Consider the following 21,678-nt stretch of genomic DNA (forward strand, 5'->3'; position numbering starts at 1 on the left):
CGGCCGTGCGCCCCCCCCCGGGCGGCCCCCCGCCACCCTCTACGCCCCAAACCCCCGGGGGGCCCCCCCCCCGGGGGGCCCCCCCCCCCCCCGGGGCGGGGGGGGGGGGGCCCCGCGGCCCCCGCGCCTCCCGTCATGTCCGTGACCGGGTCCTAGGACTCGATCTCGCCCTGCGGCGTGTCCGTCGCCTCGACGGCGGCCGCGCCGGCGAGGACTTCCTCGCGACCCGGCTGACGCCCGGTCTCGAACTGGAACTCGCCACCGGTGAAGTCGACCTTCACGTGGTCGCCGGCCGTGAGCTCACCCTGCAGGATGTGCTCGGACAGCTGGTCCTCGACCTCGTGCTGCATCGCGCGGCGGAGCGGGCGGGCACCGAGTGCCGGGTCGAACCCGACCTTGATGAGCTGCTCCTTGGCGGCGAGCGTGAGCTCCACCGTCATGTCGCGGTCGAGCAGGCGGTCCGCCAGGCGCTTCACGAAGAGGTCCACGATCTGCAGCAGCTCGGGCTGCGAGAGCTGCGGGAACACGATCGTGTCGTCGACGCGGTTGAGGAACTCGGGCTTGAAGTGCTTCTTGAGCTCCTCGTTCACCTTCGAGCGCATGCGGTCGTAGCCGACACCGGAGTCACCCTCGACCTGGAAGCCCACCGGGCCACCGGCGATGCCCTGCGAACCGAGGTTCGTGGTCATGATGATGACGGTGTTCTTGAAGTCGACCACGCGGCCCTGACCATCGGTCAGACGACCCTCTTCGAGGACCTGCAGCAGCGAGTTGAAGATGTCCGGGTGGGCCTTCTCGATCTCGTCGAAGAGGACCACGGAGAACGGCTTGCGGCGCACCTTCTCGGTGAGCTGGCCGCCCTCCTCGAACCCGACGAACCCGGGAGGGGCACCGAAGAGTCGCGAGACGGTGTGCTTCTCGCCGAACTCCGACATGTCGAGGGAGATCAGCGCACCCTCGTCGTCGAAGAGGAACTCGGCGAGCGCCTTGGCGAGCTCGGTCTTCCCGACGCCCGTGGGGCCGGCGAAGATGAACGAGCCGGAGGGACGGTTCGGGTCCTTCAGGCCGGCGCGGGTGCGGCGGATGGTCTTGGAGAGGGCCGAGATGGCCTCTTCCTGACCGATGACGCGCTCGTGCAGTGCCTTCTCCATGAAGACGAGCCGCGAGGTCTCCTCTTCGGTGAGCTTGAACACCGGGATGCCCGTGGCCTGCGCCAGGACCTCGGCGATGATGCCCTCGTCGACGGTGCCGGACGCGGCGACGTCACCCGCACGCCACTGCTTCTCGAGGCGGAGACGCTCGCCGAGGAGCTTCTTCTCCTCGTCACGGAGCGAAGCGGCCTTCTCGAAGTCCTGCTCCTCGATCGCGGCTTCCTTCTGCCCGCGGACCGCCGAGATCTTCTCGTCGAACTCGCGGAGCTCCGGCGGCGCCGACAGGATCGACAGGCGGAGACGTGCACCGGCCTCGTCGATCAGGTCGATCGCCTTGTCCGGCAGGAAGCGATCTTGCACGTAGCGGTCCGCGAGGTTCGCCGCGGCGACGATCGCGCCGTCGGTGATGGACACCTTGTGGAACGCCTCGTACTTGTCGCGCAGGCCCTTGAGGATGTTGATCGCGTGGGGCAGCGACGGCTCGTTGACCTGCACCGGCTGGAAGCGACGCTCGAGTGCGGCGTCCTTCTCGAAGTGCTTGCGGTACTCGTCGAGCGTGGTGGCACCGATGGTCTGGAGCTCACCGCGTGCGAGCAGCGGCTTGAGGATGGAAGCGGCGTCGATCGCGCCCTCGGCAGCACCGGCACCCACGAGGGTGTGGATCTCGTCGATGAAGACGATGATGTCGCCGCGGGTGCGGATCTCCTTCGTGACCTTCTTGAGGCGCTCCTCGAAGTCACCGCGGTAACGGGACCCGGCGATGAGCGACCCGAGGTCGAGCGAGTAGAGCTGCTTGTCCTTCAGCGTCTCGGGCACGTCGCCCTTGACGATCGCCTGGGCGAGGCCCTCGACGACGGCGGTCTTGCCCACGCCGGGCTCACCGATCAGGACGGGGTTGTTCTTGGAGCGGCGGGAGAGGATCTGCATGACCCGCTCCATCTCCTTCTCGCGGCCGATGACCGGGTCGAGCTTGCCGTCGCGCGCCGCCTGGGTGAGGTTCCGACCGAACTGGTCGAGGACCTGCGAACCCTGCTGGGCGTTCTGCTGCTGCTCGCCGCCGACGGCGACCGCTTCCTTGCCCTGGTAGCCGGACAGGAGCTGGATGACCTGCTGACGGACGCGGTTGAGGTCCGCGCCGAGCTTGACGAGCACCTGGGCGGCGACGCCCTCGCCCTCGCGGATGAGGCCGAGGAGGATGTGCTCGGTGCCGATGTAGTTGTGGCCGAGCTGCAGCGCCTCGCGCAGGGACAGCTCGAGCACCTTCTTGGCGCGCGGCGTGAACGGGATGTGCCCGGTCGGCTGCTGCTGGCCCTGCCCGATGATGTCCTGGACCTGCTCGCGGACGGCATCGAGCGAGATGCCGAGCGACTCCAGCGCCTTGGCGGCGACGCCCTCGCCCTCGTGGATGAGGCCGAGGAGGATGTGCTCGGTGCCGATGTAGTTGTGGTTGAGCATCTTCGCTTCTTCTTGAGCGAGGACGACAACACGACGGGCTCGGTCGGTGAATCTCTCGAACATGTGCTCTCCCTTGCCGGGCTCGTGGAAGTCCGGTGACGTACATCGAGAGTAACCAGCGCACCCCGGGTGGTCTGCCCCTGTTCGCCGTGGGCGTGACCTCGTTGCGTCCGGTGAACAGGGGACGGTCGGGAGGCGCGGTGCGGGTCCGCCCAGGAGCCTGCGCCCGGTGGTGCTCACGGGGGTCGCGCGGCGGGTCGCGCCGGGTGTCGGGTCGGCGCGGGCCGCGGGCCGCGGGTCGGCGCGGGGCGGGTGCGGGGTGCGTCAGGCGCGTCGTGCGGCGCGACGCAGGGCGCGGCGGAAGCGGCGCGGGTCGACACCGAGACCGTCGAGGACGTCGTGCGCGGCCCCCGTGAACGGGTCGTCGATGCCGTCGAGCACCGCGAGCAGCACGTGGTGCGGTCGGACGCGTTCCGCCGGGCCGGCGAGCTGTGCGGCGCGTGCCAGCACCCGCGCCGCGGCCGGCGTGCACGTGACCCGGTCGGGCGAGACCGGCCCGGGTGCCCCGGCGCCGACGAAGGCACTGCTGGCGGTGCGGACGCGGTCCGGCGTGACGCCGTGCGCGTCGAGGACGTCGAGGAAGCGGGGCATCCCGCTGCAGAGCGTGACCGCGGCGACGAGGAGGTGTTCGGCGTCGAGGAAGCCGAACCCGGTCTCCAGTGACTCCTGTTCCGCGAGGAGCACGATCTCGCGTCCGTGCCGAAGTGTGGGCAGGGCGACGGAGAGCGTGGCGATCTGCATACATGCAGAATATCTCATGTGTGAGCGGTCCGCCAGAGGAGATCCCGGGCGCGATCGGTACGATCGCGACCATGGAGCAGCCCGTCGTCGGACTCGTCGTCCACCCGACCAAGAACGTGCAGGAGTCCGTCGCGACCCTGCAGCGCTGGAACGCCTCCGGCCGCGGACGCCTCGTCGCCCGCCGCGCCGACGTCCAGCGCATCGGCGGCGGGGTCGACGTGATCGGGGACGAGGACTTCACGGAGGAGGTCGACCTCGTCGTCGCACTCGGCGGGGACGGCACGATGCTCGGGGCCATGCGGCTCGTGGCGAAGCGTCCGGTGCCGGTGCTCGGGGTCAACTACGGCAACGTGGGCTTCCTCGTCGAGATCGAGCCGCCCGAGCTCGAGGTCGCGCTCGAGCGACTGTCCGCCGGCGACTACCAGCTCGAACCGCACCACGCCCTCGAGGCCCGGCTGTTCTGGAGCGGAGCCCGCACCGACTACCTCGCGTTCAACGACCTCACGATCGTGCGACGACCGGGCGCCGGCCAGGTGTCCGCGGACCTCAGCGTCGGCGGGCTCGGGTACGGGTACTACCGGGCGGACGCCATCGTCGCCGCGACCCCTGCCGGGTCCACCGCGTACAACTACGCCGCCGGCGGCCCCGTCCTCTCCCCCGCGCTGTCCGGCTCCGTCGTGACCCCGGTCGCGCCGATGGCCGGGATCGACCGTGCCGTGGTCCTCGCCGCTCGCGAGCGCTACCGGTTCGACATCGCCGAGGGCACCCGCAGCGCAGCGCTCGAGGTCGACGGACTCGTCGTCGGCGAGGTCGCCACCGGTGCGCAGATCGACGTGCGGCTGCGGAAGGACGCCGGCAGCGTGGTCCGACTCGACGCCGAGCGCCACGGGCGGACCGGACGCGTGAAGCTCAGCCTGCTCGACCTGCCCGTGCGACCGGACCAGCTCATCGAGCTCATCCCCCAGGACCTCCGCCAGAAGCTCGGGCGCGAGGTCGAGGAGTAGCGGACCGCGCCCTGCGCCCGGCGCACCGCTCGGTTCCGGGAACGTGAATGGCCCGCTCACGCCGAAGCGCGAGCGGGCCGTCCCATCACCCCACCGGATCGTCTTCCCACAGAACGACCCGGTTCCCCGTGCCGACACTCACGCGCCGGCCGAAGTCCGCTGACCTAGTCGGTCAGGTACAGCTGCATGTCCTGCGAGACCGCCTTGGCGAAGAGCCGCAGCTTGGCACGGGACTCCACACGGCTGACCGCCTGGCGGGTCGTGTGGACGATCTTCGAGATCTCGTCGAGCGTCATCGGCTTGTCGTCGTCGAGGCCGTAGCGCATGCGGATCACGTTCGCCTCGTCGCTCGGCAGTTCGGCGACGATCGAGCGGATGTCGCGGTGGAGCAGCGTCGTCTCGGTCAGCTCGTTCGGGGACGCGGCGTCCTCGTCCTCGATGAAGTCGCCGAGCTCGCTGTCGTCCGAGTCGCCGACCACCGTGTGGATCGACACCGGCTCGTGCGAGCGGCCCTTGAGGTCGACGAGCTCGTCGACGCTCATGCTCAGCTCGGCCGCGACCTCGTCCGGCATGGGCGCGCGGCCGAGGTCGACGGTGAGGTCGCGCTCGGTGCGGGAGATCTTGTTGATCAGCTCGACCGTGTGGACCGGGATGCGGATCGTGCGGGCCTTGTCGGCGAGACCGCGGGAGATCGCCTGACGGATCCACCAGGTGGCGTACGTCGAGAACTTGTAGCCCTGCGTGAAGTCGAACTTCTCGACCGCGCGGACCAGGCCGAGGTTGCCTTCCTGGATGACGTCCATGAAGGGCAGGCCGCGCTGCGAGTAGCGCTTGGCGATGCTCACGACGAGGCGGAGGTTCGAGGTGATCATGCGCTCCTTGGCGCGCTCACCGTCACGGACGAGCCAGCGCAGTTCACGCTGCAGGGTCTTCGCGAGGCCCTTCTCGGTGGCGAGCTTCTCCCCGGCGAAGAGGCCGACCTCGATGCGGCGGGCGATCTCGGCTTCTTCCTCGGCGGTGAGGAGCGAGAGGCGGCCGATGTGGCGGAGGTAGTCACCCACCTGGTCGACCGAGGCGCCGCGGACACCCGCGAGCTGCTCGTCGGCCTCGACCTCGGTGTCGAGCGTGGTGGTCTCGACCGCGGTGACCGGAGCCGTCGCTGCGGTCGTCTTCTTGGTGCGACGTGCGGTGGTGCCGGTGGTCGTCGTCTTGGGTGCTGCGGTTGCGATCGTCATGATGACTCCCTGCGTTCGACGGGTGATGACCTCGTTGGGGGTGTCACGAGTAAAGCGTTCCGGAGGTGTACCCCACAAACCGATCGGATCGATTCTCAGGCTTCTCCGTGCTTCACCATGGATACCGTCCCCCGAGGGGTACAGCCTGTCGTCAGTCTGGTCCCCCGCATGGTCGAGAATCAAGGGGATTTCGCCGTGTTTCCGGCGTTGCATCGATGTTTCTTGCTCGTTTCCGATCCTGTACCCCGGGCCGCCGCGTCCAGTGGACACAAAAAAGGGGTACGGCGGTCCGGATCGTGGCGATCCGGTCGTCGTACCCCGAAAACCGAACGGGCGGGGGTCACCAGGAGGGCTCGAGCCACCCCTCGCGACGCTTCGAGACCTCGAGGTCGGCGTCTCGGTCGAACTCGTCGTACTCGCTCTCGATGTCGCCGACGAGGCTGCGGCCGGTGAAGACGCCCCCGCGGTTCGCGAGGACACCACCGGAGATGATCTGCGTGATGGACATGCGGACGATGCTCACCCCGGCAGACGACGTCGGGGTGAACGGCCGGTGACGGTGTCCGGACGCTCAGACGTCGATGTCGTCGTCGTCGCCCTCACCGTCGGGCCACACGGTGTCGTCGCGAGCGGGATCCGCGACCGCCGGGTGCCCGAAGGCGTCATCGGGATCGAGGTCGGCGAGGTCGGGGTCGGGCTCGGGCTCGGGGTCCCTGCCGTCCGGGGTCGCGCGCATGCACGCCAGGGTCGCACCGCGCGGTGAACACCAGGTGACGTCGGCCGCGGGCGGCCTGTTGATCGGGAGCGGGTTACTCCGCAGAGGCAGGCGCCGGTGCCGGCACGCCGTGCTCACGCTCGAAGCGGGCACGCTCCTCGGCCTCGACCTTGGCGTACGCGGCACGCTCGGTGCGGTCGGCCCGCATGATGGCACGCATCACGAACCAGAAGATGAGGCCGACCACGACGGTCGGCGTCAGGGCGAAGATGATCCCGGTCACGACTCCATGCGGCACCCGAGCATCCTAACCCCCGGCACGGCGCCGCCAGCTGGGTCCTACTTCACCAACGGGAACAGGATCGTCTCGCGGATGCCCAGGCCCGTGATGGCCATGAGGAGCCGGTCGATGCCCATGCCCATGCCGCCCGACGGCGGCATCGCGTGCTCGAGTGCCCGCAGGAACTCCTCGTCGACGCGCATGGCCTCGAGGTCGCCGCCCGCAGCGAGCTTCGCCTGCTCGACGAACCGCTCCCGCTGCACGACCGGGTCGACGAGCTCGGAGTACGCCGTCGCCAGCTCGAAGCCACGGACGTAGAGGTCCCACTTCTCGACGATGCCCGGGCGGCTGCGGTGCTCGCGGGTCAGCGGCGAGGTGTCGACCGGGAAGTTCATCACGAACGTCGGACGGTCGAGCGAGTCGATGACGAAGTGCTCCCAGAGCTCTTCGACGTACTTGCCGTGCGTGGCGTGCGCGACCTCGACGCCCTCGGCATCGGCGAGCGCCCGTAGCTCGGACAACGGCGTCTCCGGGGTGATCTCGCGCCCGGCCGCCTCGGACAGCGACCCGTACATGTCGATGCGCGGCCACTCGCCGCCGAGGTCGTACGTCGTGCCGTCCGCCCAGGTGACCTCGAGCGAGCCGCCGGTCACCGCACGCGCGGCGTTCTGCACGAGCTCCTGGGTCAGGTCGGCCATCTGCTCGTAGTCGCCGTACGCCTGGTAGGCCTCGAGCATCGCGAACTCGGGCGAGTGCGTCGAGTCGGCGCCCTCGTTGCGGAAGTTCCGGTTCACCTCGAACACCCGGTCGATGCCGCCGACGACGGCGCGCTTGAGGAAGAGCTCCGGCGCGATGCGGAGGTACAGCTCGGTGTCGAACGCGTTCGAGTGCGTGACGAAGGGGCGCGCCGAGGCACCGCCGTGCTGGGTCTGCAGCATCGGGGTCTCGACCTCGAGGTAGTCGTGACCAGCGAAGGTCTGCCGGAGCGACGACATCACCGCGGCACGGGCGCGGACGGTGGCCCGGGCCTCCTCGCGCACGATGAGGTCGAGGTAGCGCTGGCGGACCCGCGTCTCCTCGTTGAGTCCGTTGTGGAGGTTCGGCAGCGGCAGGATCGCCTTGGCCGCGATCTGCCAGTCGTCGACCATGATCGACAGCTCGCCCCGCCGCGAGGAGATCACCCGGCCGTGCACGAACACGTGGTCGCCGAGGTCGACGAACTCCTTCCAGCGCGCGAGCGACTCCTCGCCCACCTCGGCGAGGGACACCATCGCCTGGATGCGGGAGCCGTCGCCGGACTGCAGGGACGCGAAGCAGAGCTTGCCGGTGTTGCGCGAGAACACGATGCGGCCGGCGATCCCGACGACGTCCTGGGTCTCCTCGCCGGTCTCGAGGTGCGCGTACTGCGCACGGACCGCGGGGATGGTGGTGGTGACCGGCAGGCCGGCCGGGTACGCCTCGATCCCCGACTCGAGGAGCTTCGCCCGCTTGTCGAGCCGGACCTGTCGCTGCTCGCTGGTCTCCGCCGCGGCGATCTCGGCGGCGGAGGGCTCGGTGGCGGGTGCGGTCTCGTCGGTCATGCTGGTGCGGCTCCGATGGTCGTGGGGGTCCCCGAAATCGTACAGCGCGGCCGGACTAGAGCGTCGCCTGCCCGTCGGCCGCCGCGAGCGCGTTGTCGACGGCCGTGCGGACCAGTGCGCCGAGGACCCGGCCCGGGTACTCGACCCCGATGCCGGACAGCGTGCCGGCGGACTGGTCGACGATCGCGGTCGAGAAGCTCACCGCGGCGCGGACGGCGTCGGCGTAGGCGGGGCGGTCCCGCTCGGTGACGACGAACGGCTCCGCACCCATCTCGACGACGAGCGCCTGGGCGATGGGGAGCACGGGCGACGGTGCGGTCACGGCGCAGTACGCGTCACGGAGCCGAACGAGGTCGACGCTGGTGCCCGTGAACGCCATCGCGGGGTGGATCGCGAGCGGGATCGCCCCCGCGGCCATCGCCGGTGCGAGGATGCCCACGCCGTGGTCCGGGCTGGTGTGCACGACGAGCTGCCCCGGCTGCCAGATCCCTGCGTCCGCGAGTCCCTGCACGAGGTCGGCCAGCTGGTCGTCCGGCACGGCGAGGAGCACGAGTTCGCTGCGCTCGACGAGGTCCGGGGTCTCGAGGACGGGTGCGCCGGGGAGCATCGCCTCGGCGCGGTCGCGTCCGGCCTCGGACACGGCCGTCACACCGACGACGGCGTGCTCGGCGTTCGCGAGCGCTGCTCCGAGGACGGGTCCGACCCGTCCGGCACCGAGGACGCCGACTCCCAGCCGCCCCGCCCTCACCGCGCGGCTCCCGGCGGCGGGGTGTCGCCCCAGGGCGATCCAGGAGGCACGGTGCCGGTCGGCCGCACCGGCTCGGCGCCGCCGGGTGCGCGCTCTGGCGACGACTGCTCGCGGTCCACCGCGTCCACTCGTCGTCCTGGTGACCACTCCGGGGCCGCGGCCGGCGCGACGGGGGCGAGCCGCGCCTCCCGTTCGCGCCACCGGTGGGAGGTGTCGGCCGCAGCCGCCTCGACCGCGCGGGCCGAGGTGTCCGACCACAGCTGCTGCGCGTCCCGCGCGTCCAGCGCACCGATGCTCGCGGAGACCGGGCCCTGCACGGTCTGCACGTGCACCGACGCGAGCCGCAGTGCACGCTCGAGCGGCCCCTGCGAGACCTTGACGCTCTGCACGCGCGGCAGCGGCACGATGACCAGCGAGCGCCAGACGGCACCGAGCCGGAGCAGGACGGCGCCCGGGACGAAGCGGTAGCCGTTGCGGCGGAACGCGAACGGGCGGAGCCAGGCGCCCCGGCGCGGGGAGTGCACGAACCCGCCGCGGTCGCCCGTGGTGGTGAGGCTGTCGTCGACGACGTCGACGGCCTCGGCCGAGCCCTCGCGGAGCTGCTCCTGCGAGGCGGCGGGACCGGCGACGGCGGTGCCGACGAGGCCGGGGAGGATGATGTCGAGGACCTCGCGGACGTCGCGCGCGGTACCGACCGGCAGGACGATCGACGAGACCTGCTGGTTGTTCGAGGCCCCGTTGCCGGCGTTCGTCGCACGGTTGATCCGGACGTCCCACCAGCCGAACGGCCGCCAGAGCAGCGGCTGCGCGACGCTCACGGCGTGGATGCGGCCGGGCGGCAGGGTCTCGTTCGAGGTGGACACGAGCCCGAAGCCGATCCGGATGCCGTCGCGGGTCTCGGCGATCGTGTACTGGAGCGAGCGGGAGAACTTCCGGACGTAGTACCCGCCGGCGCCGATCACCGCGGGGAACAGGCCGAAGAGGATCCCGTACTCGCCGGTGAGCGCCACGCTGACGATCATCGCGGCGACCGCGGCGAGGATGAACACCGTCGTGCCGGAGAGCAGCATCGACGCGATGAGCCGGCCGGGGTGCACCTTCACGATGCGCGTCGCGCGGACCGCGGCGGGGTCGAGTTCCGGCGAGAAGATCTCGTCGACACGGTCCTGCAGCACGCCGTTCGACGCCCGGGCCGGGTCGTGCTGCCGCTCGTCGTCCTTCGCCCCGGAGGCGAGCACGAGGATGCGCTGCCGCAGGTCGTCCGCAGCCGTGACCCCGAGGTAGGCGAGCTGCACGTTCGCGTCGTTGCCGGCCTGGGCGATCTCGAGCTTGGCGGTGCCGAAGATCCGCGGGATGAGCGGCCGCGAGATGTTGATGCCCTGGATGCGGTCCAGCCGGGCCTTGCGGTTCGTCCGGAAGAGCACGCCCGAGCGGACCTCGACGATCTCGCCGGTCACCCGGAACTCGTGCATGCGCCAGGAGAGGGTGAACAACGCAAGGAGTACCAGCAACAGCACAGCCACGCCGAGCAGCACCCAGCCGACGACGCCGTGCTCGTAGACGTACCGCACGGGGTCGCCGTCGTCCTGCGGGCCACCGCCGGGGATGAAGAACTCGACGAGCTGGTCCCGCAGGCTGTTCAGCACGTAGCCGAGGATCACGATGAGGAAGATGCCGCCCTTGAGCAGCGGCGTCAGCGGGTGCATGCGGTGCCACTCGCCGTCGGTGAGCGGCGCGGCAGCGGCGGCGTTGCCCCGGTGCGGCGGAGCGGGCGGCGGCGGGCCGGGTCGGAAGGTCATGCGGCCCTCCTAGAGCCCGGCGCGGCGGGACTCGGCGAGCTCGACGAGCCGGTCGCGCAGCTCGTCGGCGTCGGCGAAGGGGATGCCGGGGATCCGGACGTTGGTCGACGCGGCCGCCGTGACGAACTTCAGCTCGCTCATGCCGAGCACCCGGTCGAGCGGCCCGCGGTTGACGTCGACGAGCTGCATGCGGCCGTACGGGACGGCGGTGAACCGCTGCCACATCAGGCCGCGCCGGAGGACGAGGTCGTCGTCACGGAGGGCGTACCCGATCGCCCGCACCCGTCGCGGCGTCAGGATGGCGGTCACGAGGGTGACGATCGCGACCGCGATGCCGATCAGCGTCCAGACGGTGCCGGCCGTGCCGGAGAACCCGCCGCTGACGACGCCGATGATGACGCAGCCGGCCGTCACCACGAGCCCGATCACGATCGTCGTGACGAGCTCGGTCCAGACGAGCTTGGGCGACACCCGGGTCCAGGTGGTGCCGGTCAGTCCCAGACCGGGCTCGTCGAGTCGTTCACGCGGCATCGCGGGCCTCCTGCGGTCGGGTCGTGCTGGGTGCACCGGGTCGGTGCGCGTGCGTCGTGCCGCTCCGGTGTCGGTGCGCCGGCGTCATGTCGCCCCGGTGTCGGTGCGCCGGCGTCGTGCCGCCCCGGTGTCAGTGCGCCTGCGTCGTGCCGCCCCGGGGGAGGTCGTCGTCGTCATCGTCCCCAGGAGGAGCGATGCACATGCGTTCGGCGACGAGTGCGCACACCGTCAACACGAGTCCACCCCCGACCGCCACGGCGTTCGGCAGGACCGAGCCTAGCGAAGGGAAGGCCGAGCGGGTCAGGAGGTACACGAGCAGGCCCGCGCCGAACCCGCCGAACAGCGAGCCCGCGATGCTCGACGCCTTCGCGAGCACCACGACGCGGATCGCGTAGAGCGGGTCGACGGGGTGCGACCGGGACGCGCCGTCGCGAGCGTGCCGACGGACCGGCCGGGCCATCAGGACGACGGCGATGCCGATGAAGGCGAGGGTGACGCCGAGGGGTGTCGCGAGGAACAGCGTCGGCGCCTGCCGCGACGCCAGGACGGCGTCGAGGGCGAAGCCGGCGACCGCCGCGACGACGGCGACGCTGAGCAGGGTGGAGGCGCGGGTGGGCTTCACGAATCGCTCGTCTCTGGCCTGGAGGCGCGGGTCGGCTCGTCGAAGAGGCGCGGCTCGTCGACGCGCTCCGTGTCGTCCCCCACCCGCTCGAGCAGGTCGGCGACCGGCCCGACGCCCGGCAGGACGGCGTCCGGGTCGGCGTCGTGCCACGGCGCGAGCACGAACGCCCGCTCGCCGGCTCGCGGGTGCGGCACCGTCAAGGTCACGGTGTCGAGGGACAGGTCGTCGTACGCCACGAGGTCGAGGTCGAGCGTCCGGTCGCCCCAGCGGACCTCGCGCGTGCGGCCGTGGGTGTCCTCGATGCCATGCAAGGCGTCGAGGAGTTCCTGCGGCTCGAGGTCGGTGTCGACGACCACGACGGCGTTCCGGTACCGGGGCTTCGTCGTGTCCGGGCCGTCGAGCGTGACGGCGACCGACTCGACCTCGCGGCTGGAGGCCACCGGACGCACCCCGGGGAGGGCGACGATCGCGGCGGCGGCGGCGCGCAGGGTGCTCCCCCGGTCGCCGAGGTTGGCGCCGAGGGCGACGACCGCCCGGCTCACTCTTCTTCCTCGACGTCGGACCCGGCGGCACGGACGCCGCCACGGGTCCGGCGGATCGTGATCGACACGTCGGTGAACGGCACCGTGATGGGCGCCTGCGGCTTGTGCACCGTGACCTCGGTCGCCAGGGCCGCACGGTGCGTCAGCACAGCGGCGGCGATGCGCTCGGCGAGGGTCTCGATGAGGTCGACCGGGTCGCGCTCGATCTCGGCGACGACCTGCTCGGCGAGCACGCCGTAGTGCACGGTCTCGTCGAGGTCGTCGGAGCCGGACGCGGCGCGGGCGTCGACCTCGACGGCGACGTCGACCACGAAGTCCTGGCCGTCGGCGCGCTCGTGGTCGAAGACCCCGTGGTGGCCGCGTGCGCGGACCCCGGTCAGTCGGATGGTGTCCCTCACGATCGAGCTGCCCTCCAGGCGTCCCAGACGTCGAGCACGGCACGGGTCGGTGCCGGGTCGTGCACGCGCACACCCCACGCCCCGCGCTCGGCGGAGAGCAGGCTGATGGCGGCGGTGGCGAGGTCGCGCTCCTTCGGGGCGGCGCCGGCAGCGCTGCCGACCCCGTCGAGGAAGCGCTTGCGCGAGGCGGCGACGAGCACCGGCAGGCCGATCGACGCGAACCGCTCGTAGCCCGCCAGGATCTCCCAGTTCTGCACGCCCTGCTTGGCGAAGCCGAGGCCCGGGTCGATGACGACCTGTTCCTGGCGCACCCCGAGGACGATGAGCTCGGCGACGCGGAGTTCGACCTCGCGCCGGACCTCGTCGACGGCGTGCACGTACTCGGCGTTGCGGTACATCCGGTCGCTGTGCCCACGCCAGTGCATGACGACGAACCCGGCACCCGTGTCACGGACGACGCGCGCCATGTCGTCGTCGGCCAACCCACCGGAGACGTCGTTCACGATGGCGGCGCCGAGGTCCACCGAACGCTCGGCGGTCGAAGCGTTCATCGTGTCGACGCTCACCGTGATGCCCTCGGCCACGAGCTGCTGCACGACCGGGAGCACCCGCTGCTGCTCGACCTCGACGGGGACGCGCTCCGACCCCGGCCGGGTCGACTCCCCACCGACGTCGACGATGTCGGCCCCGGCGGCGACGAGTTCCCGGGCGTGCTGCACCGCGGCGTCGTACGCCTGGTGCAGCCCGCCGTCGCTGAAGGAGTCCGGCGTGACGTTGAGGATCCCCATCACTCGGGTCCGGTCGTCGGTCGGCGCACCGCGATCGCGGTCGCGCCGCCGACCGGTCACGATCTCCGGCACCGGTGCTGGTGCCCGGAGGTCGATCGCGACCGTCGGCGGCTCGGCTGCTGCTGCCCGCGCCTGGCTCACCTCGGCGAGCCGACGCGAGCGCCTCGTCGGCAGGTCCGTCATGCCGGCCTACGCGGGGGCGATACCCGGGTTGCCGAAGGGACGGCGACGGGGCTTCGACGACTCGTGGTCGGACTGCTCGGACGCGGTCGAGGCGGCCTTGCCCGGCACCTCGATGGCAGGCAGGTTGCTCACCGGACGCTTGTCGCTGGAGAGCCACTGCGGCCGCTCCGGCAGCTTGCGGACGTCCTTGAAGATCTCGACCAGCTCCGGGGCGTCGAGCGTCTCCTTCTCGAGGAGCTCGCCGGCCAGACGGTCGAGGATGTCGCGGTTGTCGTTGAGCACCTGGTAGGCCTCGTCGTGCGCGGCCTCGAGCAGGGCACGGGTCTCGGCGTCGACCGTCTCGGCGATGTTCTCCGAGTAATCGCGGCTGGTCCCGCCGCTCATGTCGCGGCCGACGAACGGTTCGCTCGACCCGGAGCCGAGCTTGACGGACCCGACGGCACGGCTCATGCCGTACTCGGTGACCATCTTGCGCGCGGTGCCGGTGGCCTTCTCGATGTCGTTCGACGCACCCGTGGTCGGGTCGTGGAAGACGATCTCCTCGGCGACGCGACCACCCATGGCGTAGGTGAGCTGGTCGAGCAGTTCGTTGCGGGTGACGGAGTACTTGTCCTCGAGCGGGAGCACCATCGTGTAGCCGAGGGCACGGCCGCGCGGGAGGATCGTGATCTTCGTCACCGGGTCCGTGTGGCGCATGGCAGCGGCCGCGAGGGCGTGACCACCCTCGTGGTAGGCCGTGATGAGGCGTTCCTGGTCGGACATGATGCGCGTGCGTCGCTGCGGTCCGGCCATGACGCGGTCGACGGCTTCGTCGAGGGCGCGGTTGTCGATGAGCTGCGCGTTCGAGCGGGCCGTCAGGAGCGCGGCCTCGTTCAGGACGTTCGCCAGGTCGGCGCCGGTGAAGCCCGGCGTCTTGCGGGCGAGGAGCTCGAGGTCGACGCTCGCGGCGAGCGGCTTGCCCTTCGCGTGCACCTCGAGGATCTGCTGACGGCCGGCGAGGCCCGGGGCGTCGACGCCGATCTGGCGGTCGAAGCGACCGGGGCGGAGGAGCGCCGGGTCGAGGACGTCCGGACGGTTCGTCGCCGCGATGAGGATCACGTTGGTCTTGCCGTCGAAGCCGTCCATCTCGACGAGGAGCTGGTTCAGCGTCTGCTCGCGCTCGTCGTTGCCGCCGCCGATGCCGGCGCCACGGTGACGACCCACGGCGTCGATCTCGTCGATGAAGACGATGGCGGGCGAGTTCTGCTTCGCCTGCTCGAAGAGGTCGCGGACACGGCTCGCACCGACACCGACGAACATCTCGACGAAGTCCGAACCGGAGATCGAGTAGAACGGGACGCCCGCCTCACCGGCGACGGCTCGGGCGAGCAGCGTCTTGCCGGTTCCGGGAGGGCCGTACAGCAGCACGCCCTTCGGGATCTTGGCGCCGACGGCCTGGAACTTCGCCGGCTCCTTGAGGAACTCCTTGATCTCCTGGAGCTCCTCGATCGCCTCGTCGGCGCCCGCGACGTCGGCGAAGCTGACCTGCGGGTTCTCCTTGTTGTTCATCTTCGCCCGGGACTTGCCGAACTGCATGACCTTCGAGCCGCCGCCCTGGGCGTTGGCGAGGAGGAACCAGAACAGGGCACCGATGATGAGGAACGGCAGGAGGATGCCGAGCAGCGAGAGGAACCAGTTCGACTGCTGGACGGTGTCGTTGTAGCCCTTCGGCAGGTTCGCGTCGTTGACGGCCTGGATGACCTCTTCACCGCGCGGCGTCGAGTAGTAGAACTGCTCGTGCGCGTTGCCGTCCTTCAGGGTGAGGTCGACGCGCTGCTCGGTGGAGTTCACCACCACGGAGGAGACCTTGCCGTCGGAGAGCTGCTGGAGGCCCTTCTGCGTGTCGATCTGCTGCGTGCCGGACTGGCTGATGACAGCCCATCCGATCCAGATCCCCACGATCGCGATCAGCACGTAGATGTACGGCCCGCGAAGGATGCGCTTGAAGTCCATGTGATCCGGGCAGAGCGCCCGACACCTTTCTCTGCCGAAGTTGCGTGCTGATCAGCATACGGCTGCGATTCTGTGGCGAGAATGGGTGTCCTCTGCGGGCGAACTCCACCCGCCGCCAGGATCAGCTGTAGACGTGCGGTGCGAGCACCCCGACCCCGCGCAGGTTGCGGTAGCGCTCGTCGTAGTCCAGCCCGTAGCCGACCACGAACGCGTCCGGGATGTCGAAACCGACGTACTTGACGTCGACCTCGACCTTGGCCGCCTCAGGCTTGCGCAGCAGTGCGACGATCTCGACGCTCGCGGCCCCGCGGGACTCGAGGTTCTGCTTGAGCCACGACAGCGTCAGACCGGAGTCGATGATGTCCTCGACGATGAGGACGTCCCGCCCGTGCAGGTCGGTGTCGAGGTCCTTGAGGATGCGGACCACGCCGGACGACTTCGTGCCGGAGCCGTACGACGACACCGCCATCCAGTCCATGCGCGCCTGCATCTTGAGGTGGCGCGAGAAGTCCGCCATCACCATCACGGCACCCTTGAGGACACCGACGAGCAGTGGGTCGCGCCCCGCGTAGTCGGCGTCGACCACCGCGGCGAGCTCGGCGAGCTTGTCGTCGATCTGCTCGGGGGTGAAGAGGACTTCGGACAGGTCTGCCTGGACGTCGGAGAGTTCCACCACCCCAGCCTAACCGGCGGTGAAGGCCAGACGGTCGCCCGATCGCGACGCCTGCACGCCCGGCAGGTCGATCGGCCCCTGCCCGCTCCAGTCGGTGACGAGGCGGCACACCTCGAGCGTCTGCACGCGGGACAGCGTCACGCCGAACTCGCTCTCCACCGCCAGCCGCACGAGCCGCTGCCGGAGGGCCGGCGGGTTGGCCGCGAGCTCCCGCACGGACAGCGAGATGCCGGCCTCCGAGTGCTCGGCGAGGTCCTCGGCCATCTCCTCGGCGAAGTGATCGAGCGCGGCAGAGTCCTCGCGGAGCTGGTCGGCGGTGCGGGCGAGGGCCTCGGGCACACCGGCGCCGAGTTCGCGTTCGAGCGCGGGAAGGAGCACGTTCCGGACGCGGACGCGCGCGAAGGCCGGGTCCGCGTTCTGCGGGTCGTCCCACGGGGCGAGTCCGGCGGCGGCGCACGCCTGCCGCGTCGTGTGTCGACGGACGCCGAGGAGCGGCCGCCCGTAGGCCGGCCCCGCCTGGCGCCGCGTCAACGGCGCCATGCCGGACAGCGAGTCCGGGCCGCTCCCGCGGGCGAGGCCCAACAGCACGGACTCGGCCTGGTCGTCCAGCGTGTGTCCGAACAGCACGAGGGGTGACCCGACGTCGGACGCGACGAGCGCGATCGACGCGTGCCGCGCCTCCCGAGCCGCCGCTTCGGGACCGCCCGCGGAACCGACGGCGACACGACGGACGGTCACCGGTGCGAGTCCCAGCTCGGACGCCTGCCTGGAGGCGCGGCTCGCCACCGCCTCGGACCCCGCCTGGAGTGCGTGGTCGACGACCACCGCCCCTGCTCGCAGGTCCTGCTTCGGCGCCTCGAACGCGGTGGCCGCGGCGAGCGCGAGCGAGTCCGGTCCGCCGCTCAGAGCGACGAGCACGAGGTCTCCGGGGCGCACCGTGCCCTCGTCGAGCGCTCGCGCGAGCAAGGAGCGCACCGCGCGACGGGTGTCGGCGACCGCAGGGTCGAGCCGGGGACGCGGAGTGTTCACCCGGTAACGTTAGCCGCGCTTTCTTCCCGCACATCAGACCAGGAGCGCAACATGGCCGCGTACGACGTCGTCGTCGAGATCCCCAAGGGCAGCCGCAACAAGTACGAGGTGGACCACGAGACCGGTCGCGTGTACCTCGACCGCGTGCTGTTCACCTCGTTCGTGTACCCGACCGACTACGGGTTCTTCGAGAAGACCCTGGCCGACGACGGTGACCCCGTGGACGCGCTGCTGCTCCTCGAGTACCCGACGTTCCCCGGTGTGGGCGTCAAGGTCCGCCCGGTGGGCGTCTTCAAGATGAGCGACGAGGCCGGCAACGACGCGAAGGTCCTCGTGGTCCCCGCGAAGGACCCGCGCTGGGCGCACATCCAGGACATCTCGGACGTCGACGAGCAGACGAAGGCCGAGATCGCGCACTTCTTCGAGCGCTACAAGGACCTCGAGCCGAACAAGTGGGTCAAGGCCGAGGGTTGGGGCGACGCCGCCGAGGCCGAGGCGATCGTCACGGCCGGCCAGGCCGCGTACGTGCCCGCCGGTCACTGACGCTCCCGGTCCCGTTCCGGCTCGACCGGGACTGCACCGCCTGACGACGAGTGCGCACGATCCCTCGTGCGCACTCGTCGTTCTTGCGCGCGGCTAGAGCGAACCGCTCGGCCGTGCGACGTAGGGCAGCAGCTGGCCCGGGGTCCAGATCGCCCGCTCGAGCACGCCGCGCTGCGGGTTCGCCGCCTCGACCATCATGCCGTTGCCGGTGTAGATCGAGTCGTGGTACGCCTCGTTGACGGTGCCGTTGTACGAGTAGAAGAGGATGTCGCCGGGCTGCCGCTGTGACATCGGCACGAGGCGCCCGATCGACTTGAAGTAGTTGTACTGCCAGACGACGTTGTGCCCACCGGTGGCGATGCCCTGCGAGCTGTAGGCCATCATCACGAGGCCGGAGCAGTCCCACGTGTTCGGGCCCGCACCGCCGAACTGGTACGCGTCGCCGATCTGTGCCCGGGCGTAGGCGATCGCGCCGGCTGCCTTCGAGGGCGTGCTCGGTGCGGTCGGGGTCGTCGGGGTGGTGGGCGTGCTCGGCTTCGACGGGGTGGTCGGAGTGGTCGGGGTGCTCGGCTTCGACGGTGTGGCCGGGGTGCTGGGCTTGGTGCCGCCGGAGCTGCTGCCGCCGGTGGTGCCGCCGCCGGTGCTCGGCTGAGTGCTCGTGCCGCCGCCGGTGCCCGGCTGGGTGCTCGTGCCGCCGCCCGTGCTCGGCGTGCTGCTCGCGGCGCCCCCACCCGAGCCGGTGCCGGTGCCCGCGGCCGCGGTCGCCCCGGAGCCACCGGTGGTCGACGCGAGCTGCGCCTCCGCCCGCTTCGCCTGCTGCGCCGTCCAGTAGGCGGCCTCGGTGGCGACGCTCGTGCCCTTGAGGTACGCGAGCTGCTGCAGCACCTCGTCCTGCTGGTCCTGCTCACGCTGCACGCGGGCCTGCGCCGACGCCGCGGTGTCGTTCGCCTCGGCGAGGGCGGCCTTCGTCGTGTCCGTCGCCTTCGCGAGGGCCTTCGTCGCGGCGGACTGCTGCGCGGCGATCGCGTCGACGGTGTTCTGGTCCGCCTGGGCCTGGGCGAGGACGGTCGCGGAGCGCTCGGACAGGTGCGACATCGTGCCGACCCGGTAGAGCAGGTCCTTGGAGTCCCGCGAGTCGATGAGCATCGCCGCGGACAGGTCCCCGCCGCCGGTGCGCGACAGCTCGACCACGAGGCCGGCGACCTGCTGCGCGGAGGCGTCCGCCGTCCGTTCCGCCCGCTTGGACTGCGCGCTGAGGTCGTCCAGGGTCGCCTGCGCGTCCTGCTGCTGCGACGCCGCGAGGGCGTACGTCTGACCGGCCTGGAGCTCGGCGACCTGTGCGCTGTCGGCAGCGTCCTGCAGGGTCTGCAGCCGGGTGCTCAGCTCGTCGACGGTGGACTGGGCTTCGGCGGTGTTTGCCTTCGCCGCTCGCACGTCGTCCCAGCTCGGGGCGGACGGTGCCGCCTGGGCCGGGCCGGCGACCACGACGGAGAGACCGATCCCGAGGACGGCCACCACCGCGATCCCACAGGACAGGGTGCGAGCGGAGTGCTTCACGGCGTTCAGGGCCTTTCGGGCGCGCACACGGTCATACCGAGATCCCCCGCGCTGCCATGAAGGGGACCGGGTCGACGGCGGAACCGTTCACCCGGGTCTCGAAGTGGAGGTGGCAACCCGTCGACCACCCGGTCGAACCGACCTTGGCGATCTGCTGCCCGGCGGTGACGTGCTGGCCGACCGACACGAGCGTGCCGCCGTCGACGATGTGCCCGTACGCGGTCGAGATGCCGCCGCCGTTGTCGAGCACGACCTCGTTGCCGTAGCCGCCGCCGTTCGCCGCGAACGTCACCGTGCCGGACGCCGCCGCGTAGATCGGGGCGTAGCAGGCGGGAGCGAGGTCGACGCCGGCGTGCAGGGCGTAGTTCTTCGTGTACGGGTCGAGTCGGTAGCCGAACGGGCTCGTCTGGTACCCGCCGGTCGGGCGGACCCAGCCGGACGAGTTCGGCGAACCGCCACCGGTCCCGCCCTGGCTCGTCGCCGCGGCCTTCGCTGCCGCTGCCGCGATGCGGGCCAGCCGGGCCTTCTCCACCTGGACGCCCTTGTTGTAGCGCGCCTCGACGTTCTGCTCGCTCGTGGTCAGCAGGGTGAGCTGCGCCTCGAGTCGCTCCTTGTTGTCCGCCTGGGCGTCCACGGAGGACTGCGCCTGGTCAGCGGCGGTCTGTGCGGCCTGCATCTTCTGCTGTGCCTGGTCTGCGAGGTCGCCGAGGGCCTCCTTGGCGCGGTCCGCCTTGTCGGCGAGGCCCTGGGCCACACCGCGGTCCTGCGACGCCTGCGCGTAGATGCCGTCGGCCTGTTCGCTGAGCTTGGACATCGCACCGAGCTCGTACAGCAGGTCACCCGACTTCGTGGGGTGCGTGAGGATGTCGGTCGTGACGTCGTTCGCGCTCGCCCGCCCGAGCTGTGCCGCGAGCTGACCGGCCTGCGCCTCGGACGCGGTCGCGGTCTTCTCGGCGTCGTCCGCCTGGGACTGCAGCTTCTTCTGGGTCAGCGTCGCGTCGTCGTACTTCGTCTGCGCGGTCTGGTACGCCGTCCCGGCGGCCTCGGCGGACTTCTGCGCCGCGGAGGCCTTCGCCGTGAGGTCGGCGATGAGCCCCTTGATCTGGGTCACCTTCGCCTGCTGGGCCGATTTCGACGCCTTGGCCTTCTCGACGTCCGACCAGCTCGGGTACGACGCCGCACTGGCCGAGGTCACCGGGGCGAGGGCCGCGAGGGTGCCAGCGGTGAGCGCGACGGCGACCGCGGCGGCGATGAAGCGGCGGCGGGGACGGGGGCGGAGTGAGAGCGATGGTGAGGTCGACATACATCTCGATTTCGTAACAGCGCGGCAAGGCTCACGCACGTAACACTGTTAACAAGCGCAACAGTAACAACAGGTGTCGCACCCGCACACCCCCTCGCACGAGGGGCACGGGACCGACGACGATGGTCGCATCGGAACATCGACAGCACGAATCGGGGCCTGGTGCCCCACGGTGAGTGAAGCCCTGCGCCCGGGCGGCGACACCGCGACACGCCGGGGATTCCGCCGCGGAGCCGCTCGATTTGTGAATCCTGCGGGGCATCCGTATGCTTGTCCATCGGTAGCGCGAAGCACCGCTTGCGGCCCTATCGTTTAGTGGCCTAGGACACCGCCCTTTCACGGCGGCAGCACGGGTTCGAATCCCGTTGGGGTCACTCCTCGCAGAGTGAGCAAGCAAGCAGAGCACTACCGAACAACACAACACAACATGGCCCTGTAGCGCAGTTGGTTAGCGTGCCGCCCTGTCACGGCGGAGGTCGCGGGTTCAAGTCCCGTCAGGGTCGCCACGGCTGGATAGCTCAGTTGGTAGAGCGTTCGACTGAAAATCGAAAGGTCCACGGATCGATGCCGTGTCCAGCCACGGTGAAAGGCCCCCTACTCCGGTAGGGGGCCTTTTTGCGTTGGTCGTGACGCGACCACGTCCAGGAGGCGGGGGGGGGGGGGGGCCCCCCCCCCCCCCCCCCCCCCGGGGGCCCCCCCCCCCCAACCCCCACCCCCGCAAGAGCCCCCCCCACAAACCCCGGCCCAAG

The 21,678-nt window shown here is 70.8% G+C and carries 21 protein-coding genes and 3 tRNA genes; 5 read left to right on the top strand and 19 right to left on the bottom strand.

Translation table 11 applies throughout. The features are described 5' to 3' along the window. Positions 1-152 precede the first annotated feature (152 nt). Both J2X60_RS18760 and J2X60_RS18765 read right to left on the bottom strand, forming a co-directional pair. Positions 153-2,669, bottom strand: a complete 2,517-nt coding sequence (locus J2X60_RS18760) for an ATP-dependent Clp protease ATP-binding subunit (RefSeq protein ID WP_070417315.1) — start codon at positions 2,667-2,669, stop codon at positions 153-155. A gap of 261 nt (positions 2,670-2,930) precedes the next feature. Further along, on the bottom strand, positions 2,931-3,407 hold the full coding sequence (locus J2X60_RS18765) for a Clp protease N-terminal domain-containing protein (protein WP_070417316.1): 477 nt from the start codon (positions 3,405-3,407) through the stop codon (positions 2,931-2,933). A 71-nt stretch (positions 3,408-3,478) separates the two neighbouring features. Here J2X60_RS18765 and J2X60_RS18770 point away from each other — a divergent pair, with 71 nt between their 5' ends. After that, complete coding sequence (locus J2X60_RS18770) at positions 3,479-4,411, top strand: NAD(+)/NADH kinase (protein WP_070417317.1); 933 nt, start codon at positions 3,479-3,481, stop codon at positions 4,409-4,411. 164 nt (positions 4,412-4,575) lie between these two features. On the opposite strand, the gene J2X60_RS18775 is transcribed toward J2X60_RS18770, so the two are convergent. The 15 genes from J2X60_RS18775 to tilS all read right to left on the bottom strand — a co-directional run bounded on the left by J2X60_RS18775 (position 4,576) and on the right by tilS (position 17,526). After that, positions 4,576-5,646, bottom strand: coding sequence for a sigma-70 family RNA polymerase sigma factor (locus J2X60_RS18775; RefSeq protein WP_309889672.1), 1,071 nt, complete (start codon positions 5,644-5,646; stop codon positions 4,576-4,578). A gap of 340 nt (positions 5,647-5,986) precedes the next feature. Further along, on the bottom strand, positions 5,987-6,154 hold the full coding sequence (locus J2X60_RS18780) for a hypothetical protein (RefSeq protein ID WP_156794796.1): 168 nt from the start codon (positions 6,152-6,154) through the stop codon (positions 5,987-5,989). Positions 6,155-6,217: 63 nt separating this feature from the next. Then, positions 6,218-6,382: a hypothetical protein gene (locus tag J2X60_RS18785; protein WP_309889680.1), complete on the bottom strand. Its 165-nt coding sequence runs from the start codon at positions 6,380-6,382 to the stop codon at positions 6,218-6,220. A 73-nt stretch (positions 6,383-6,455) separates the two neighbouring features. Then, entirely contained in the window at positions 6,456-6,659 is a 204-nt protein-coding gene (locus J2X60_RS18790) for a hypothetical protein (protein WP_031262806.1), read from the bottom strand. A gap of 41 nt (positions 6,660-6,700) precedes the next feature. Beyond that, a complete protein-coding gene (lysS, locus tag J2X60_RS18795) occupies positions 6,701-8,221 on the bottom strand; it encodes a lysine--tRNA ligase (protein WP_309889681.1) in 1,521 nt (506 codons plus the stop codon). Positions 8,222-8,276: 55 nt separating this feature from the next. Next, positions 8,277-8,969, bottom strand: coding sequence for a DUF2520 domain-containing protein (locus J2X60_RS18800; RefSeq protein WP_309889683.1), 693 nt, complete (start codon positions 8,967-8,969; stop codon positions 8,277-8,279). Continuing rightward, a complete protein-coding gene (locus J2X60_RS18805) occupies positions 8,966-10,768 on the bottom strand; it encodes a PH domain-containing protein (RefSeq protein ID WP_309889685.1) in 1,803 nt (600 codons plus the stop codon). The genes J2X60_RS18800 and J2X60_RS18805 overlap by 4 nt, the downstream gene beginning before the upstream one ends. 9 nt (positions 10,769-10,777) lie before the next feature. Continuing rightward, complete coding sequence (locus J2X60_RS18810; protein WP_070417322.1) at positions 10,778-11,299, bottom strand: PH domain-containing protein; 522 nt, start codon at positions 11,297-11,299, stop codon at positions 10,778-10,780. Between the two features lie 130 nt (positions 11,300-11,429). Beyond that, complete coding sequence (locus J2X60_RS18815) at positions 11,430-11,921, bottom strand: DUF3180 domain-containing protein (RefSeq protein ID WP_070417323.1); 492 nt, start codon at positions 11,919-11,921, stop codon at positions 11,430-11,432. Next, positions 11,918-12,463, bottom strand: a complete 546-nt coding sequence (gene folK, locus J2X60_RS18820; RefSeq protein WP_229085861.1) for a 2-amino-4-hydroxy-6-hydroxymethyldihydropteridine diphosphokinase — start codon at positions 12,461-12,463, stop codon at positions 11,918-11,920. The genes J2X60_RS18815 and folK overlap by 4 nt, the downstream gene beginning before the upstream one ends. Next, positions 12,460-12,861, bottom strand: a complete 402-nt coding sequence (folB, locus tag J2X60_RS18825) for a dihydroneopterin aldolase (RefSeq protein WP_261646086.1) — start codon at positions 12,859-12,861, stop codon at positions 12,460-12,462. Before folB ends, folK begins: the two co-directional genes overlap by 4 nt. Further along, positions 12,858-13,832, bottom strand: coding sequence for a dihydropteroate synthase (gene folP / locus J2X60_RS18830; protein ID WP_309777864.1), 975 nt, complete (start codon positions 13,830-13,832; stop codon positions 12,858-12,860). The genes folB and folP overlap by 4 nt, the downstream gene beginning before the upstream one ends. A gap of 6 nt (positions 13,833-13,838) precedes the next feature. Further along, positions 13,839-15,824 carry an ATP-dependent zinc metalloprotease FtsH gene (ftsH, locus tag J2X60_RS18835; protein WP_070417326.1) on the bottom strand — a complete coding sequence of 662 codons (1,986 nt, stop codon included), beginning with the start codon at positions 15,822-15,824 and terminating at the stop codon, positions 13,839-13,841. Between the two features lie 121 nt (positions 15,825-15,945). Then, positions 15,946-16,497, bottom strand: a complete 552-nt coding sequence (hpt, locus tag J2X60_RS18840; RefSeq protein WP_070417327.1) for a hypoxanthine phosphoribosyltransferase — start codon at positions 16,495-16,497, stop codon at positions 15,946-15,948. Between the two features lie 9 nt (positions 16,498-16,506). After that, a complete protein-coding gene (gene tilS / locus J2X60_RS18845; RefSeq protein WP_309889689.1) occupies positions 16,507-17,526 on the bottom strand; it encodes a tRNA lysidine(34) synthetase TilS in 1,020 nt (339 codons plus the stop codon). Positions 17,527-17,577: 51 nt separating this feature from the next. Between tilS and J2X60_RS18850 the strand changes: the two genes are divergently transcribed. Then, positions 17,578-18,069: an inorganic diphosphatase gene (locus J2X60_RS18850; protein ID WP_070417329.1), complete on the top strand. Its 492-nt coding sequence runs from the start codon at positions 17,578-17,580 to the stop codon at positions 18,067-18,069. A gap of 93 nt (positions 18,070-18,162) precedes the next feature. Here the strand turns inward: J2X60_RS18850 and J2X60_RS18855 are convergent, their stop codons facing one another. Continuing rightward, a complete protein-coding gene (locus J2X60_RS18855; RefSeq protein ID WP_309889691.1) occupies positions 18,163-19,584 on the bottom strand; it encodes an NlpC/P60 family protein in 1,422 nt (473 codons plus the stop codon). Between the two features lie 73 nt (positions 19,585-19,657). Next, positions 19,658-20,929 carry a M23 family metallopeptidase gene (locus J2X60_RS18860; protein WP_092388610.1) on the bottom strand — a complete coding sequence of 424 codons (1,272 nt, stop codon included), beginning with the start codon at positions 20,927-20,929 and terminating at the stop codon, positions 19,658-19,660. Between the two features lie 301 nt (positions 20,930-21,230). Here J2X60_RS18860 and J2X60_RS18865 point away from each other — a divergent pair. From J2X60_RS18865 to J2X60_RS18875, 3 genes are all read left to right on the top strand, one after another. Further along, positions 21,231-21,303, top strand: a tRNA-Glu gene (locus tag J2X60_RS18865). A 55-nt stretch (positions 21,304-21,358) separates the two neighbouring features. Continuing rightward, positions 21,359-21,435: transfer RNA gene (locus J2X60_RS18870), tRNA-Asp, on the top strand. Position 21,436: 1 nt separating this feature from the next. Next, positions 21,437-21,509: transfer RNA gene (locus J2X60_RS18875), tRNA-Phe, on the top strand. Positions 21,510-21,678 lie beyond the last annotated feature (169 nt).

It is taken from the genome of Curtobacterium sp. 320 (assembly GCF_031455235.1).
Taxonomy (GTDB): domain Bacteria; phylum Actinomycetota; class Actinomycetes; order Actinomycetales; family Microbacteriaceae; genus Curtobacterium.

Coding starts and splice junctions, on each gene's coding strand:
- J2X60_RS18860 (WP_092388610.1), bottom strand. CDS start 20,929: ATGTCGACCTCACCATCGCTCTCACTCCGCCCCCGTCCCCGCCGCCGC.
- J2X60_RS18805 (WP_309889685.1), bottom strand. CDS start 10,768: ATGACCTTCCGACCCGGCCCGCCGCCGCCCGCTCCGCCGCACCGGGGC.
- J2X60_RS18775 (WP_309889672.1), bottom strand. CDS start 5,646: ATGACGATCGCAACCGCAGCACCCAAGACGACGACCACCGGCACCACC.
- J2X60_RS18785 (WP_309889680.1), bottom strand. CDS start 6,382: ATGCGCGCGACCCCGGACGGCAGGGACCCCGAGCCCGAGCCCGACCCC.
- lysS (WP_309889681.1), bottom strand. CDS start 8,221: ATGACCGACGAGACCGCACCCGCCACCGAGCCCTCCGCCGCCGAGATC.
- folP (WP_309777864.1), bottom strand. CDS start 13,832: ATGACGGACCTGCCGACGAGGCGCTCGCGTCGGCTCGCCGAGGTGAGC.
- J2X60_RS18810 (WP_070417322.1), bottom strand. CDS start 11,299: ATGCCGCGTGAACGACTCGACGAGCCCGGTCTGGGACTGACCGGCACC.
- J2X60_RS18765 (WP_070417316.1), bottom strand. CDS start 3,407: ATGCAGATCGCCACGCTCTCCGTCGCCCTGCCCACACTTCGGCACGGA.
- J2X60_RS18850 (WP_070417329.1), top strand. CDS start 17,578: ATGGCCGCGTACGACGTCGTCGTCGAGATCCCCAAGGGCAGCCGCAAC.
- J2X60_RS18780 (WP_156794796.1), bottom strand. CDS start 6,154: ATGTCCATCACGCAGATCATCTCCGGTGGTGTCCTCGCGAACCGCGGG.
- J2X60_RS18760 (WP_070417315.1), bottom strand. CDS start 2,669: ATGTTCGAGAGATTCACCGACCGAGCCCGTCGTGTTGTCGTCCTCGCT.
- J2X60_RS18770 (WP_070417317.1), top strand. CDS start 3,479: ATGGAGCAGCCCGTCGTCGGACTCGTCGTCCACCCGACCAAGAACGTG.
- ftsH (WP_070417326.1), bottom strand. CDS start 15,824: ATGGACTTCAAGCGCATCCTTCGCGGGCCGTACATCTACGTGCTGATC.